The following is a 15,540-nucleotide window of genomic DNA, read 5'->3' as shown; positions in this document are numbered from 1 at the left end:
ATCACCTTTCGCTGCTTATTCTCGCAATGAGGCACCAAACTCACTGGCTAGTGCAGAAATAACCGCACTTGTGGCGCTGTTTATTTCTTCATCATTAAGAGTGCGCGAAGGATGCTGCCACGTCAAGCCCACAGCAAGACTTTTTCTACCTTTTTCAATACCTTGGCCTTGGTAAACGTCAAAAAGCGTTACTTCTTTCACGAATTCACCCGCTTCTTTTTCAGCCAATTGACGAACTGAATCGAAAGCTACGCCTTCATCTACAATAAGTGCTAGATCACGACGGGACTCTGGGAACTTAGAAATTTCTTGGTAGCGAGGCAGTTTGCCTTGAGTCAAAGCAGCTTGGTTAATCTCGAAAAGGTATACCGCACCATTCAGACCCAACTCTTTAACCAAGTTAGGATGCAATGCACCGATGTAACCAACTTTTTCGCCATTACGTTCAATACGTGCTGTCTGACCTGGGTGTAGAGCAACATGACGATCAACAACAAACGTAAACTCGTCTTCAGCTCCACCTAAGGAAAGCAGACTTTCTAGATCACCTTTGATATCAAAGAAATCAACTTGATCTTTACCCGCATTCCAACCTTCAGGATCTCGCGCACCTGCTAGCAAACCAGCCACTACGTTTTCCTGAACGATCTCATCACCAGAAGTTGGTAGGAAACGCTGACCACTCTCAAAGAGACGAACACGCGCTTGCTGACGGTTCTGGTTGTACTGTAACGCTTTTACTAGGCCAGGCCAGATTGTTGTACGCATCACCGCCATTTCGGCAGAGATTGGGTTAGCTAATGCGATACCTTCGAATTGGTCATCGAACTGCTTTTGTAGGCCAGCTTCAATAAAACTATAAGTGATCGCTTCCTGATAGCCACGTGCGATCAATGCACGACGAACATTATGGATTGTAACTTTAGTTTCATCGTTTGCCTTGATTGGCATAGACGCTGTTGGCGTACGTACAGGTAGGTTGTTGTAACCGTATACACGCGCTAATTCTTCGATCAGATCCACTTCAATTGCGATATCAAAGCGATAAGATGGAACAGAAACGTGCCACTCACCTTCCGTAGAAGTCTTCTCTACAACTAAACCAAGACGCGTTAAGATCTCTTCAATCTCGTCAGCTGGCATTTCAAACGCCAGCATCGCATTGACTTTGCTATGACGTAGGAATACCTGACGTGCAGCAGGTAACTCATCTTGATTAACAGTTTCAACAGCTGGACCAGCTTCACCGCCTACGATATCAAGTAGAAGCTCAGTAGCGCGATTAATTGCTTGATTTTGCAACTGCCAATCTACACCACGTTCAAAACGGTGAGAAGAATCTGTATGCAAACCATAAGAACGCGCACGACCCGCAATAGAGATAGGGTTAAAGAATGCGCTTTCTAGGAAAATATTTTGCGTTTCAGAAATTACGCTGGTCGGCTCACCACCCATAATACCAGCCATAGCAACAGGGCCATTAGCGTCGGTAATTGCCAACGTATCAGCATTAAGCTCAACTTCTTGACCGTCTAGAAGCGTTAGCTTTTCACCCTGCTCCGCACGGCGAACAACAATACCACCGGATAGTTTATCCAGATCGAAAGCGTGCATTGGCTGACCAAGCTCAAGAAGAATATAGTTCGTTACATCTACAACTGGATCGATGCTACGTACACCAGAGCGCTCAAGCTTCTGTTTCATCCACAATGGTGTTTCTGCTTGTGGATTGATACCACGAATAACTCTGCCAACATAACGTGGGCAGTCAGCTGCATCTTTTAACTCTACTGGGAAAGTCGCATCGATAGTGGCTTCAACTACATTGTCAGCAACAAAAGTAACTGGCGCTTTATTTAGCACACCCACTTCACGTGCTAAACCAGAAATACTTAGACAGTCACCACGGTTAGGCGTTAGATCTACATCGATAACTTTATCATCTAGATTTAGGTATTCACGAATACAAGTACCTACAGGCGCATCCGCTGGAAGCTCCATGATGCCGTCGTGATCATCTGAAATACCTAGCTCATCTTCCGCACATAGCATGCCAAAAGACTCTACCTGACGTAGTTTAGCTTTTTTAATCTTAAACTCTTTGCCATCTGGAGTCGGTAGTACCGCACCCACAGTAGCGAATGCTGTTTTTAAACCGGCACGCGCATTAGGTGCACCACACACAACCTGTGCAACTTCACTACCATTAGTGACTGTGCAAACCTGAAGCTTATCTGCATTTGGGTGCTGCTCAGCCGTTAGGATTTCACCTACGATAACACCAGTAAAATCTTTAGCTGCTGCTTCAACTTCGTCTACTTCCAGACCTGCCATTGTGACTTGATCAACTAGCTCCTGCGTACTGATTGCAGGGTTAACCAACTCGCGTAACCACTTTTCACTGAATTTCATTTTGCTTTCCCGAAAATCCTGTTAATAACCGCTTAAAACGTTGTCTTGATCAGTTGAACTGATTCAGGAAACGCAGGTCGTTTTCAAAGAATAGACGCAGGTCATTTACGCCGTAACGCAACATAGCCAAACGCTCTACACCCATACCGAAAGCAAAGCCGGTGTACTCTTCAGGGTCGATACCTGAAGCTTCAAATACTTTAGGATGCACCATCCCGCAACCTAGTACTTCCAACCATTTACCATCACCACGGTCGATATCAACTTCGATTGAAGGCTCTGTGAACGGGAAGTAAGACGGACGGAAACGAACGCGAACATCTTCTTCGAAGAATTCACGTAGGAACTGTTCTAGTGTGCCTTTTAGGTCAGCAAAGCTGATATCTTTATCAACAATCAAACCCTCTACCTGATGGAACATTGGAGAGTGCGTTTGATCGTAGTCACAACGATATACACGGCCTGGGCAGATTATACGTAGTGGTGGTTCTTGCGATTCCATTGTACGTACCTGAACACCTGAAGTGTGCGTACGCAGCAGTGTATTCGCATTGAAATAGAATGTGTCGTGCATAGCACGAGCCGGATGGTGCGAAGGGATATTTAAGGCTTCGAAGTTGTGGTAATCATCTTCGATTTCAGGACCTTCTTCTACCGTATAGCCGATACCACCGAAAAACTCTTCAATTCGTTCCATGGTTTTAGTCACAGGGTGTAAACCACCTAGTGCCTGACCACGTCCCGGTAAAGTTACATCAATCGTTTCAGCAGCAAGCTTACTTTCTAGAGCTGCTGCTTCTAGTGCAGCTTTACGCTCATTAATAACTTCTTGCAGAGCTTGTTTAGCCTCGTTGATCTTAGCACCAGCTTGTGGGCGTTCCTCTGCAGATAGCTTGCCTAAGCCTTTAAGAAGTGCAGTAAGTTCACCTTTTTTACCCAAGTATTGAACGCGAACATCGTCCAACTGTTGAGTAGTAGTTGCCGTAGCGACAGCTTGAGTACCTGCTGCCAAAAGGCTTTGAATGTTTTCCATTATCCGGCTCCGAATAGAAGGATAAATACGGTAATTGGTTAGTAATCAGTTACTTTGCCAAATATTCCGCAGAAAACTGGGCAAAATAACCGAAAAAATAGGGGAAGAGTTCGCACCCTTCCCCTATTTCTAAGTAGTCGCTTACACGACACTGGGTGCTAGCTTACGCTAGAGAAGCTTTAGCTTTCTCTACGATTGCAGCAAATGCGCCAGCTTCGTGAACAGCAAGATCAGCTAGAACCTTACGGTCGATCTCGATGTTAGCCTTCTTCAGACCAGCAATGAAACGGCTGTAAGACAAACCGTTGATACGAGCACCAGCGTTGATACGTGCAATCCACAATGCGCGGAACTGACGCTTACGCTGACGACGGTCACGGTATGCATATTGACCAGCTTTGATTACCGCCTGTTTAGCAACGCGGAATACACGGCTACGAGCACCGTAATAACCTTTTGCTTTTTTCAGGACTTTCTTGTGACGACGACGAGCAACAACACCACGTTTTACGCGAGCCATGTCTTTCTTCCTCTAAATTCTGTTAGCTAAAAAATCGATTAAATATAAGGCAGCATGCGACGAACCAACGCCTTGTCTGCAGCGTGTACCTGCAGCATAGGGCGAAGCTGACGCTTACGCTTAGTAGATTTCTTAGTCAGAATGTGACTAGTGAAAGACTGCTTGTGTTTGAAGCCGTTAGCGGTTTTCTTAAAACGCTTAGCCGCACCACTATTGGATTTCATCTTAGGCATTACTAAAATCTCCACGCATTCGTTAATTTTTTTTCGCCCGAAACAAACGACAAAACCCGCAGCCAACTTTTACAAGTCAGTCACGGGTTAAGTAAAGTAACGAGTTACTTTTTCTTCTTCGGAGCTAAGACCATGACCAGTTGACGGCCTTCCATCTTAGGACGCTGCTCTACAGTTACTAACTCTTCCAAATCTTTCTCGATTCGTTGGAGCAACTGCATACCCAGTTCCTGATGGGCCATCTCACGACCACGATAACGCAAAGTTATCTTGGCTTTATCTCCTGCTTCAAGGAAACGTACCAGGTTGCGCAGCTTGACCTGATAATCCCCTTCTTCCGTATTAGGACGGAATTTCACTTCCTTGATCTGGACCTGATGCTGCTTTTTCTTGGCTTCATTCTTTTGCTTTTTCAGCTCATAAAGATGCTTGCCATAATCCATCACTTTACAAACGATGGGATCAGCTTCAGAAATTTTCACCAGATCAAGTCCCGCTTCTTGTGCTGCCACAAGAGCGTCATTTACCGGTACGATGCCAATCTGTGTTCCGTCTGGACCAATAAGTCTGCACTGTTTAGCTACTTTCAGTAGATTCTCATTGATCATGGGCTCTTCTCTGCGAGCGCCCCTTCTATTATCACGCCTGATAGTCTTATCTCCTGACTGTTTTTAGACTTATGAGTCCTGACGACCTTTCTTAGCGACATCACTGCCAAGAAGGTTTACAAATTCATCTAGAGGCATAGCACCTAGGTTCTCACCTGTACGAGTACGTACAGCAACCTCACCTGCCTCTACTTCTTTATCACCTATTACAAGAAGGTAAGGCACCTTCTGTAAAGTACGCTCGCGAATTTTAAAGCCGATCTTCTCATTTCTCAAGTCTGACTCGGCTCTGAATCCTTGATTTTCAAGATTTTGAACAACTTTTTGACAATAATCAGCTTGTTTGTCCGTAATATTCATCACAACCGCTTGTACTGGCGCCAACCAAGTTGGTAATGCACCTGCGAAGTTTTCGATCAAAATACCGATAAAACGCTCAAAAGAACCAAGAATGGCACGGTGTAACATTACAGGTGTTTCACGTTCACCTTGCTCATTAACAAACTGAGCACCAAGGCGACCTGGCATAGAGAAGTCAACCTGAACAGTACCACACTGCCATACACGACCTAGGCAATCTTTTAGTGAAAACTCAATCTTTGGCCCATAAAATGCGCCTTCGCCAGGCAGCTCTTCCCACTCTAGACCTGCAGCATCTAATGCATCACCTAGAGCCTTCTCGGCTTTATCCCAAACTTCATCCGAACCTACACGCTGCTCAGGACGAGTGGATAGTTTGTAGATAACTTCTTCAAAGCCAAAGTCCGCATAAACCTCATCAAGAAACTCAATGAAACGCGCAACTTCTTCCTGAATCGAATCTTCCGCACAGAAGATATGCGCATCATCCTGTACAAAGCCACGGACACGCATAATCCCGTGTAACGCACCTGAAGGTTCATTACGGTGACAACAACCAAATTCTGCTAGACGCAAAGGTAGATCACGGTAAGAACGAATACCCTGATTGAAAACCTGAACGTGACATGGGCAGTTCATCGGTTTGATAGCAAAATCATGGTTCTCAGAGTGAGTAGTAAACATCTCTTCTGAGAATTTATCCCAGTGACCAGACTTTTCCCAAAGTGTACGTTCAACAACCTGTGGCGTTTTGATCTCATCATAACCATGCTGACGCTGTTTCTGACGCATGTACTGTTCGATCTGCTGGTACAGAGTCCAACCATTTGGATGCCAGAACACCATACCCGGTGCTTCTTCCTGCAGGTGGAACATATTGAGCTGTTTACCCAACTTACGGTGGTCACGCTTTTCCGCTTCTTCCAAACGGTGCAGGTAAGCTTTAAGAGCTTTTTTGTCACCCCATGCCGTACCGTAGATACGCTGAAGCATCTCGTTGTTGGAATCACCACGCCAGTATGCACCAGCAACTTTCATCAATTTAAATGCTTTAATGTGGCCAGTAGATGGAACGTGTGGGCCACGACAGAGATCGATGAAGTCGCCTTGAGAGTAGAAAGACAGGTCTTCGGCATCAGGCACAGCTTGAAGCAACTCAACTTTGTACTTCTCACCCATTTCATCAAACATTTTGGTCGCTTCATCACGACTCATCAATGAGCGAGTAACAAGCAAGTTCTGCTTAACCAGATCCGCCATTTTCTTTTCGATCTTTTCTAGATCTTCTGGCGTAAATGGACGCTCGTAGGCAAAGTCATAATAGAAACCATCTTCAATAACAGGCCCGATCGTTACCTGAGCACCAGGGAACAATTCTTGTACAGCCATAGCCATCAAATGAGCAGTAGAGTGACGGATAACTTCTAGACCTTCTTCATCACGCGCAGTGATGATGGCTAGATCAGCATCATTTTCAATAGTGAAAGAGGTATCAACTTCTTTACCGTCAACTTTACCAGCTAATGCAGCTTTAGCTAGACCAGCGCCAATATCGGCAGCAACTTCAAATACAGTAACAGGGTTAGCAAACTCACGTTTGCTACCATCTGGTAGGGTAATTACAGGCATGATATTTCCTTGATTTCAGTGGTGACCCATACGTAAGGCCACATCAACATTCGATACATCTCACTTACCGTACAAACCAAGCACGTTGTGAGTTGGCGCGATTATAGGGCAATCAAAGAAAAGGAGCTATAACTATGTTCAATGATAAGTTACTAAGCAACAGGCGACTTTGGCAATGCGATTCGAATATTAATTCCTTCGCCCTCATCACTGTTAAATTTAATATTACCAAGCAGCCTTTCTTTAACTAGCTCTTGGATAATATACATCCCCATGCCTGTTCCTCCAGAACCTTTCCGGGTTGTATAAAATTGCTCAAACACATGCTGCTGCACTTCCGCAGAAATACCTTTTCCATCATCCATATATATAAGTATGTATTCGTCTGTGGTTGTTTCGCTACTAAGGACGATAGTGCCGGCTATCATTGCATCTTTAAAACCGTGCATTAATGAATTCGTGATTAAGTTAGTCACAATTTGAGCAATAGCACCCGCGTCAACATTCAGTTCTATCTCCGGGGCGATATTATTCCTCACTTCGACTGGGGCATTTTTATAGGTAGGCTTGAGACTTAACAGCACATCCTGAATATAATCTCGTAGATTTATATCTCTTTTCTGCTCACTTATCTGATCAACCGCAACCTCTTTAAAAGCAAGCATCAACTCATGAGCCCGCGTTAAATTGGTTGTTAAAAGCTCACCTGCTTCCCTACTATCAGTTAAGTATTTTTCAAACTGAGATTTTGTCATCGTGTTGTTTTGAAAACTACTTAGCACAACATCACTTTCCTCGATCAAATATGAGGATGCGGTTCTAGAAACACCTAAGGGCGTACTTACCTCATGCCCGATACTACTTACCAGACGTTTTAATGCAGATAACTTCTCACTTTGCAGTAATTCTTTTTGAGTAGCATCCAACTGATCCTGAGTTTCACTAAGTTCAGTCTCTCTCTCTTCTAGCAGTTGCTCATTCAACTTAACTTCAGCTTCCAGTTTTTCCTGGTACTCTCGCATCGCTTTGGCATTAGCATCTAAACGTTCGTGTTGTTGCGAGAATTTATGATAAAGAAAACTTATTTCATCATGTTCATGATTATCGGGATAAATAAGCGATGGATATTCAAGCTCACCTACAACATCCTCCCCTTGATGAGTAGAGCCTTCCAACAACATCGCCAATCTATGTAACGGAACTTGGAATAGATAATGATGGATCAAATAAATTAGCATCACTAAAAAAACGATAACTGTACAGATCATTAAAGCCAGCTTAATACCTATTGCTTCACCACTTTTAATCGCAGGCTGGATAATACTGTCCACCTCCAATATTCCTCTGACATCGCCCAGTTTCCAATCTACCTTTGGAGAAAAGGGATGATGGTTATGACATTGTACACATGCCTCAGCTACCAACTTGTCAGCAATAGCCACACGCACAACAGTCTCGCCCTGCTTGTTTTTTAAAACTTTTATATATTCAGACTCGGGGTTTTCATTAAGGTGATGCCAAGCTTGATTGGCAAATTCATCTAATTGGCGCTCTGCACGATTGGGAAAGGGGTAAGAACTATAAAGTTTAATCAGGGTACCTGTTTGAGAATACTGCTCGCTCAACTCATGCACCATAGTTGCAGGTAAAGGGATACTTTTAGGATTATTTTTATGATCTATGGTGACATCAATATCTGAATGTAATAGAACTTCGCTAACTACATTTTCAGTGTAATACCTCCGTAAACGTTTAAATTCTTCAACTGTTTCTTCAGCCCTTTGCTGAGCGTCATCTATTGCTTGCTGCGTAAGAACCTGCGGTAAGTAATACAGGATAGCCATTACCAGCAACACCATGGCAAACAGGACAGGGAAGATAATTCTCCAAACCAATGACTTGCGAACCTGCATCCCCTACCCTTATGGTCGTTATACACACGAAGAAAGTATAGGAGTATTTTTTAGGTTTGGTTAATTAAGATAGTTACCAATATCAAGCAGTTAAGAAGCTTCTAACTGCCTTCGAGTGTAGTCGATATGTTCTGTCGCCACCTTGCGGGCTAACTCGGCATTCCTGTTGATTAATGCCTGATAAATTTGGGTATGCTGAGCGCTGATTCCATCAGGGTATCGGCCAAATTTCTTAAGTGTGCGATCAAGCACACCATAAATTGCATTGAAGTAACGGTTATAGAATATCTGACTGAAAGAGATAACCAGTAGATGGTGACTTGTTTCCGCAATCATCATATGAAACCTAAGATCGGCTTTTGCTTTTGCGAGCGTAGTGTGACCACTACTGCGCGCCTGCATTGCTTCATACTCTTGCCCGATACGATCGAGTTGTTCATCTGACGCGCGCAAAGCAGCATAGTATGCAGCCTCACCTTCTAGAGCAGCACGCATCTCCATAACCTGAACTTGAAACTCAAAGTTATCGCCAATACTGTCAGCAGGCATTGAAAAATGACTTTCAAGTAAGTTTCTACACAGACTCCCACCGCCATGGTTGGTCTCGATAATCCCCTTTAATTCAAGATCCTGAACCGCTTCACGAACCGTTGCTCTCGATAGACTGTAACGCTCTGCCAATACGCGCTGAGATGGCAACTTCTCCCCAGGGCAAATATCTCCATAGAGAATTTGATTCTGCAGTTCAGAACTCAACTTCTGACTTAGATTTATACCTTTTTCTGTTGCCACCAAATCCCCCTCAAGACTTCTTGGTCAGACCAGTTATTAGTTTAGCATTTCATTTGTGCCATCTCTTAACTATCTTTTGGGTAACAGATAAAACTTCAGGCACAAGAAACTGAAGAAAAATAATAAACGTCAGTGACGTGAGAACCTGATTCCTTGTCAGGTAGAGCTGACCAATATAGCGATGACATTCATGCCAAATCAGAATCCTAAAGTCGGTTTATTTGTAACCTGTCTAGCAGATATGTTTAGACCGAGCGTTGCATTTGCAACCGTAAAACTACTAGAAGCTTCAGGCTGCACAGTAGAAGTACCAGAGACACAAACATGCTGCGGCCAACCGGCATACAACTCAGGTGACAAAGCAACCACTGCTGAGATTGCAAGAAAAACGATTGAAGCTTTTGATGGTTATGAATATGTCGTTGGACCATCTGGTTCCTGTATTGGAATGCTGCATTATTACCCTGAGGTCTTTGACGAAAACGACCCTTGGAAGGCACGCGCTTTGGACCTTAAAGCGCGCGCATTTGAGATCACCCAATTCCTAACTGACGTAGTCGATTTCGACCGCATCAATGCCGCATTTGAAGGCACTATTACCTACCATGATTCCTGCTCAGGCCTTCGCCAATTAGGAGTTAAACAACAACCTCGTAAGCTGTTATCTAAGGTTGAAAATCTAACACTCAATGAGATGGAAGAATCCGAAACCTGCTGTGGTTTCGGTGGCACCTTCTGCGTTAAATATCCAGACATTTCCAACCGCATGGTGTCTAACAAAACTGAATACATCAGCGACTCAGGTGCGAGTACTTTAGTCGGTGGCGATTTAGGCTGCCTATTAAATATGGCCGGCAAGCTTAAACGCGAAGGCAAGAAAATCGAAGCACGTCATGTTGTAGAGATCCTAGCAGGTATGACTGACACGCCAGCCATTGGCGAGGCAGAATATGAGCTAGCCTCTGAACTGAGCGCGGGGTAATACACGATGCATATTAAAAGCCCAGAATTTAAAGAAAACGCTCGTATAGCGCTGCATAATGTCGAGCTTCAAGAAGCCCTAGGTCAGTTTAAACATGGCTTCCCAGTTAACCGTGCTAATGCCATTAAGCGACTACCAGAGTTTGAAGATTTGCGTGATGAAGCGCGTGATCTTAAAAATCACATTATTCAGAATCTAGATATCTATCTGGAACAGTTTGAAAGCAAAGTAATTGAAAATGGTGGTCATGTTCACTGGTGTAGAACAGGTGACGATGCTAACCAAACCATTCTCGATATTTGCAAACAGGTGAACGCCAAGACCATCACTAAAGGTAAATCGATGGTTTCGGAAGAAACTGGCCTGAACGAATACCTTGAAGCGAACGGTGTACGCCCTGTCGAGACAGATTTGGGTGAATACATCCTACAGCTTCGTGATGATCATCCGAGCCATATTATTGCGCCAGCAATTCACCTGAATGTTAATGATGTATCCGAAACCTTCCATGAACATCACAAACGTCCGAAGACAGAAGACCCACAGGCGTTGATGAAGGAAGCTCGCGAAGTACTACGAAAGGAATTCGTAGGTGCTGATGTCGGGCTTACTGGAGCCAATTTTTTGGTAGCAGAAACTGGCTCAACCATCATCGTAACCAACGAAGGTAACGGTGATCTGACTCAGACCCTGCCAAAAACTCACATTGTAATTACTTCCATCGAGAAGGTCGTACCTACACTGGAAGATATGAGCCTATTCCTTCGACTGCTAGCTCGCTCTGCGACAGGTCAGGAATTTACGGTATACAACACGTTATCCACAGGGCCGAAACGCGCTGAAGATCAAGATGGTCCAGAGAACTTCCACGTTGTGTTAGTTGATAATGGCCGTAGTGAGATGGTGGGTACAGAGTTTCAAGATATGCTGCGCTGTATCCGGTGCTCCTCTTGTATGAACCACTGCCCTGTCTATGGTGCTGTTGGTGGCCACTCTTATGGTTGGGTTTACCCAGGCCCTATGGGTTCTGTTTTAACCCCTAAGATGATAGGCATTGATAAAGCAGCGCACCTGCCAAACGCGTCTACATCTTGTGGTAAATGTGAAGAAGTATGCCCTGTCCGTATCCCGCTTCCAAAATTGATGCGTCATTGGCGAGAGAAAGAGTTTGAAAAACACTTAACACCCAAAGCTGTCAGATTTGGTATCGCTGGCTGGGCATTTTTTGCCAAACGCCCTGCTCTATACCGCTGGTTAGCAAGAAGCTCCTCTTGGTTTATGAACAAACTCGCTGGTAAAAAGGGCCGTATCAAGAAAATGCCGTTAGCCGGTGGCTGGACAGATTGGCGTGATATGCCAGCACCTCAAGGCAAGACCTTTATGGATCAATGGAAAGCCCACAAACAGGCGGAGAAATAAGATGAGCAAAGCAGAAATACTGGGCAACATCCGCCGCGGCTTACAGCGTGGTGAAGCAACACCCGCACAAAAAGCAGCAGCGACACGTCGTATCAATGCGCATAAAGCGACCATTATTCCTAAACGTAGCCAGCTAGATAAAGCAGGTCAGATCCAACTGTTTAGAGACATGGCTAGCGGAGCAGCGGCTGAGCTCATCGACATTAACTCAATGAGCGATCTACCAGCTGCTGTTGCGGAGTGGCTGAACAAACATGATTTTAAATCTTTAGTTAGTGCAAGCGACGATTGCCTAAACGAACTCGACTGGTCTGCCTTAGGCGATATAAAACGTGAGCAGCGCGTTGCGCAATCTGGCGATGTTGCAAGCTTAACCACCTCTATGACGGGTATCGCAGAAACAGGAACTCTGATGATGTACTCCCGCCCAGAGAGCCCGACAACATTGAACTTCCTACCGGATTGCCATCTCGTCTTATTGCGTGAATCAACGATCGTCGGTAGCTACGAAGATGCTTGGCAGATGGTTCGCGAACAGAACCCTGATGAAATGCCGCGCACGGTGAATATGATTACTGGCCCATCCCGTAGCGCGGACATCGGACAAAAATTACAAATGGGCGCTCATGGCCCTTGCGTACTCGTGATCTTTATCCTTAAAGATATGTAGCTCTATATCTTTATTGCTTTAGCCACCTTCTTAGGTGGCTTTTTTTGTTCTATGGCCACTCAAGAACTCAGTTATATAGCTTATCTAAATTCTGTAAGCGCGCCTGATAAACGCCACGAATTGTTTTTTCCGCTTCTGCATCAAAGGCACCAGCTGCATTAAAGCTAGAGCTCCAAACAACAATCGAGCCGCCTTGACCATCCAACTTAACCTGAATTTCAGATTCGTTAAGAATTGACCCAAAAGTACTTAACTAGCTAAATAGATTAAAATCCTCTAAAGCCAAACCAATCCAAGCCGATAGACTAATATAAGTATTTTTTCATCAAACACCGACACCTGTGAACGGATTACAGATAGCTGTCGTAATCGGACAATAGGATGATGTTATGGAAGCCAATGAAATTACCGCTGCAGCGACAGCAATGTCTACGCAACAGACCCAAACGACTCATGCGGTTAAATCAGCCGAGATGGCTAAAGATCAGATCGAACAAACGGGTGAGCAAGTGATGCAGCTATTGGAAGTTACTGCACCGGGGAAACTTAGAGTAGATCCACTGAGCCCGCTAGGCACCCAAATAGACGTTAAAGCCTAACAACATCGCTAAAAAAGCGAATGCTGTGGCGCTGTGAGATCATCAAAGTCCTCATCTAAAAACTGCAAGATCGTCTCACATACAGGCCTCACCTGCTTATCCAAGTAATGCTGATAGTCTAAAGGCGAGCTCATAAATTCAATGGGCTCTGCGCCATTAACGGTCATCATATATTCAATATAAGAACCTGACCTATACGGGCTAGGTTGACCTTTTGCTTGGTACCCATACTCCGCTTTCAAGCCCGCCTGGACATGAGGCGGTTTATTCTTCACATACTGGTCCAAACGCTGACGTATACGCTTTCTATAGATAAGTTTATGATCTAAATTACCCGTTAATAACTCTTCGACCGTTGATTTAAGTAGCGTCTGCCACTCTTGGCCTAAGAAAATACGTTCATAAAGCTGCTCTTGAAGTTCACGTGCCAGAGGCGTCCAATCCGTACGTACATTTTCAAGACCTTTAAACACCATCTTGGTCGAACCATCCTCAGAACGCTTTAGCCCTGCATAACGCTTCTTAGTGCCTTTGTCTGAATGGCGCATAGTCGGCATTAAAAACCGACAGTAATGCGTCTCGTACTCGATCTCTAACTGACTATCTAGCTCGAAACGCTCTTGTAGATTTTCACGCCACCAGCGATTGAGGTGTTCTGCTACAGCACGGCCTGTACTGTTGGCTTGCTCTTCTGGGAAGTCATCACCTAACCAGACAAAAACAGAATCAGTATCACCATAGATAACCTTAAAACCGAATTCTGATTCGATATGATCGCGAGTCTTGGTCAGGATTTCATGCCCCCTCAAGGTGATCGAGCTCGATAGTCGTTGATCAAAAAAACGGCAGACGTTTGAACCTAAAACACCATAAAAGGAGTTCATAATAATCTTGATCGCTTGGGATAATGCAGCGTTCTTTAACTGCTTGGCTTGATCTCGCGCCGCCCAAAGCTTCTCGATCAACTCAGGTAAAATCGTCTTACTACGCGAAAAGATTGCGTGGTTAAAGCCGGGGACTAAATCTTCAGGCTCCGCCCCCTCTTTAAGTCCTTCAGCCAAACCATAAGGGTCAATTTTAAAGGTACGAATAATACTGGGGTACAGGCTTTTAAAATCTAAAACCAAGACCTGTCTATACAAGCCTGGACGCGAGTCCATTACGTAGCCACCGGGCGCACTAAGCCCTGACATCCCAGAAGCATATTGCGGCGCTACATAACCTGAACGATGTAACAGAGGGAGGTATTGGTTATCAAATGCTGCCGCTGAGCCTCCTACTTTATCAAGCGCCAATCCTGTTAGACGTGCTCGTTCGAGAAGATAATTAGTCAGATCAGCATGCTCAAATATCTCCCAAACCAAGCGGCAATCTTCAAGGTTATAACGAGCCAAAGCCTCTTTGTCTTCTCTAAACAACCGTTGTATTTCACCGCCACGATCATCAACATGGTCTATCAACTTACCTCGATCTAGCATATCCCGAGCGACGCTTTCTAAAGCAAAACTTTCAAATTGATAAGTTGCACCTTTCAGGGTATCAATACCATCTAATACGATTCGCCCTGCCATACGCACAAAGAGCTTACCCTGAGCCGATTCATGCAGCTTTAAAGGCAACTGGTCACGACCTAGAACAAGTGGAATACGGAGTGCTTCAGCACGTTTTTGTAGTACCCGAAAATCAAAGCTAACTACGTTCCAACCAATAAACGCATCGGGATCATATTCAGCGACTACTCGCATAAAACGCTGTAACAAGGCCTTTTCATCAGAAACATATTCAAGCCCATCACTATCTTCACCCTCCCCCTGCATCAATACCAATTGAAAGTCATCAGCATAGAATGCAGCGGACAAGATATTGTCCGCTTTCATCGTCGTTTCTAAATCAATAGAGAGAATGCGTAAATTGGGCGTATACGCATCGGGTTTTAAACGGACCTGTTCATTCACTTGGCTAATCTGAACACCACCTTGAATAAACCGTTCCATCAGATAGCGATCTGCATGCCGTATATCATCTTCCATCATGACAATATTATGCAGATGCAGTAGCTCTTGAATTTGGCGATAGGTTTTTAAAGTTTGGCTGTATATAGCGGTAACGCCACGATACTGAAGATCAGTCAGATTGACTTTATTAATACGCCAATCTCGGAGATGACCAAGTAAGGTTTTTACGCGAGGAACTTGTTCATCAAAAACAAAAAGCACCGCTTCTTGCTGAGTAATAGAGATGGGAAAAGCACTGTGTTCAGAACAGACCCAATAGGTCAGCACGATACCCTCTCGAGTGTCGTGCTGATTTCGAGTCAGAATGAATGCTGAAGAGCTCTGATCTGAATTATCATGATGAGTAGGCATACTC

14 protein-coding genes are annotated in these 15,540 nt (G+C 44.5%); 4 read left to right on the top strand and 10 right to left on the bottom strand.

Annotated elements, in window-relative coordinates; translation table 11 throughout:
* Nucleotides 1–15: 15 nt before the first annotated feature.
* The 8 genes from pheT to ACMXYO_RS04925 all read right to left on the bottom strand — a co-directional run bounded on the left by pheT (nucleotide 16) and on the right by ACMXYO_RS04925 (nucleotide 9,500).
* Complete coding sequence (pheT, locus tag ACMXYO_RS04960; protein WP_415887413.1) at nucleotides 16–2,412, bottom strand: phenylalanine--tRNA ligase subunit beta; 2,397 nt, start codon at nucleotides 2,410–2,412, stop codon at nucleotides 16–18.
* A 49-nt stretch (nucleotides 2,413–2,461) separates the two neighbouring features.
* Entirely contained in the window at nucleotides 2,462–3,445 is a 984-nt protein-coding gene (gene pheS, locus ACMXYO_RS04955) for a phenylalanine--tRNA ligase subunit alpha (protein ID WP_415881843.1), read from the bottom strand.
* A 163-nt stretch (nucleotides 3,446–3,608) separates the two neighbouring features.
* Nucleotides 3,609–3,965 (bottom strand): 50S ribosomal protein L20, encoded by a 357-nt coding sequence (rplT, locus tag ACMXYO_RS04950; RefSeq protein ID WP_415881844.1) that lies wholly within the window; start codon nucleotides 3,963–3,965, stop codon nucleotides 3,609–3,611.
* Nucleotides 3,966–4,003: 38 nt separating this feature from the next.
* On the bottom strand, nucleotides 4,004–4,198 hold the full coding sequence (rpmI, locus tag ACMXYO_RS04945) for a 50S ribosomal protein L35 (protein WP_007022505.1): 195 nt from the start codon (nucleotides 4,196–4,198) through the stop codon (nucleotides 4,004–4,006).
* A 104-nt stretch (nucleotides 4,199–4,302) separates the two neighbouring features.
* Nucleotides 4,303–4,848, bottom strand: coding sequence for a translation initiation factor IF-3 (gene infC, locus ACMXYO_RS04940; RefSeq protein ID WP_415888072.1), 546 nt, complete (start codon nucleotides 4,846–4,848; stop codon nucleotides 4,303–4,305).
* 27 nt (nucleotides 4,849–4,875) lie between these two features.
* The gene (gene thrS, locus ACMXYO_RS04935; RefSeq protein ID WP_415887412.1) at nucleotides 4,876–6,795 is read right to left on the bottom strand and encodes a threonine--tRNA ligase; all 1,920 of its coding nucleotides are present in this window, start codon (nucleotides 6,793–6,795) and stop codon (nucleotides 4,876–4,878) included.
* Between the two features lie 152 nt (nucleotides 6,796–6,947).
* Entirely contained in the window at nucleotides 6,948–8,708 is a 1,761-nt protein-coding gene (locus ACMXYO_RS04930) for an ATP-binding protein (RefSeq protein ID WP_415887411.1), read from the bottom strand.
* Between the two features lie 90 nt (nucleotides 8,709–8,798).
* Nucleotides 8,799–9,500 (bottom strand): FadR/GntR family transcriptional regulator, encoded by a 702-nt coding sequence (locus ACMXYO_RS04925; RefSeq protein ID WP_415887410.1) that lies wholly within the window; start codon nucleotides 9,498–9,500, stop codon nucleotides 8,799–8,801.
* A gap of 190 nt (nucleotides 9,501–9,690) precedes the next feature.
* Between ACMXYO_RS04925 and ACMXYO_RS04920 the strand changes: the two genes are divergently transcribed.
* The 3 genes from ACMXYO_RS04920 to ACMXYO_RS04910 are packed head-to-tail and all read left to right on the top strand — an operon-like array spanning nucleotide 9,691 to nucleotide 12,571.
* Nucleotides 9,691–10,482 carry a (Fe-S)-binding protein gene (locus ACMXYO_RS04920; protein WP_415887409.1) on the top strand — a complete coding sequence of 264 codons (792 nt, stop codon included), beginning with the start codon at nucleotides 9,691–9,693 and terminating at the stop codon, nucleotides 10,480–10,482.
* Nucleotides 10,483–10,488: 6 nt separating this feature from the next.
* Nucleotides 10,489–11,901, top strand: coding sequence for a LutB/LldF family L-lactate oxidation iron-sulfur protein (locus ACMXYO_RS04915; RefSeq protein WP_415887408.1), 1,413 nt, complete (start codon nucleotides 10,489–10,491; stop codon nucleotides 11,899–11,901).
* A 1-nt stretch (nucleotide 11,902) separates the two neighbouring features.
* Entirely contained in the window at nucleotides 11,903–12,571 is a 669-nt protein-coding gene (locus ACMXYO_RS04910; protein WP_415887407.1) for a LutC/YkgG family protein, read from the top strand.
* A 67-nt stretch (nucleotides 12,572–12,638) separates the two neighbouring features.
* Here the strand turns inward: ACMXYO_RS04910 and ACMXYO_RS04905 are convergent, their stop codons facing one another.
* Nucleotides 12,639–12,776 carry a hypothetical protein gene (locus tag ACMXYO_RS04905; protein WP_415887406.1) on the bottom strand — a complete coding sequence of 46 codons (138 nt, stop codon included), beginning with the start codon at nucleotides 12,774–12,776 and terminating at the stop codon, nucleotides 12,639–12,641.
* Nucleotides 12,777–12,960: 184 nt separating this feature from the next.
* Between ACMXYO_RS04905 and ACMXYO_RS04900 the strand changes: the two genes are divergently transcribed.
* Complete coding sequence (locus ACMXYO_RS04900) at nucleotides 12,961–13,170, top strand: hypothetical protein (RefSeq protein ID WP_415887405.1); 210 nt, start codon at nucleotides 12,961–12,963, stop codon at nucleotides 13,168–13,170.
* 8 nt (nucleotides 13,171–13,178) lie between these two features.
* On the opposite strand, the gene ACMXYO_RS04895 is transcribed toward ACMXYO_RS04900, so the two are convergent.
* Entirely contained in the window at nucleotides 13,179–15,536 is a 2,358-nt protein-coding gene (locus ACMXYO_RS04895; protein ID WP_415887404.1) for a DNA polymerase II, read from the bottom strand.
* Nucleotides 15,537–15,540 lie beyond the last annotated feature (4 nt).

The sequence above is a fragment of the Neptuniibacter sp. QD37_6 genome (genome assembly GCF_047778085.1).
Lineage (GTDB): Bacteria > Pseudomonadota > Gammaproteobacteria > Pseudomonadales > Balneatricaceae > Neptuniibacter.
Note: the sequence above shows the minus strand (reverse complement) of the source record. Positions and strands in the feature narration are given on the sequence as shown.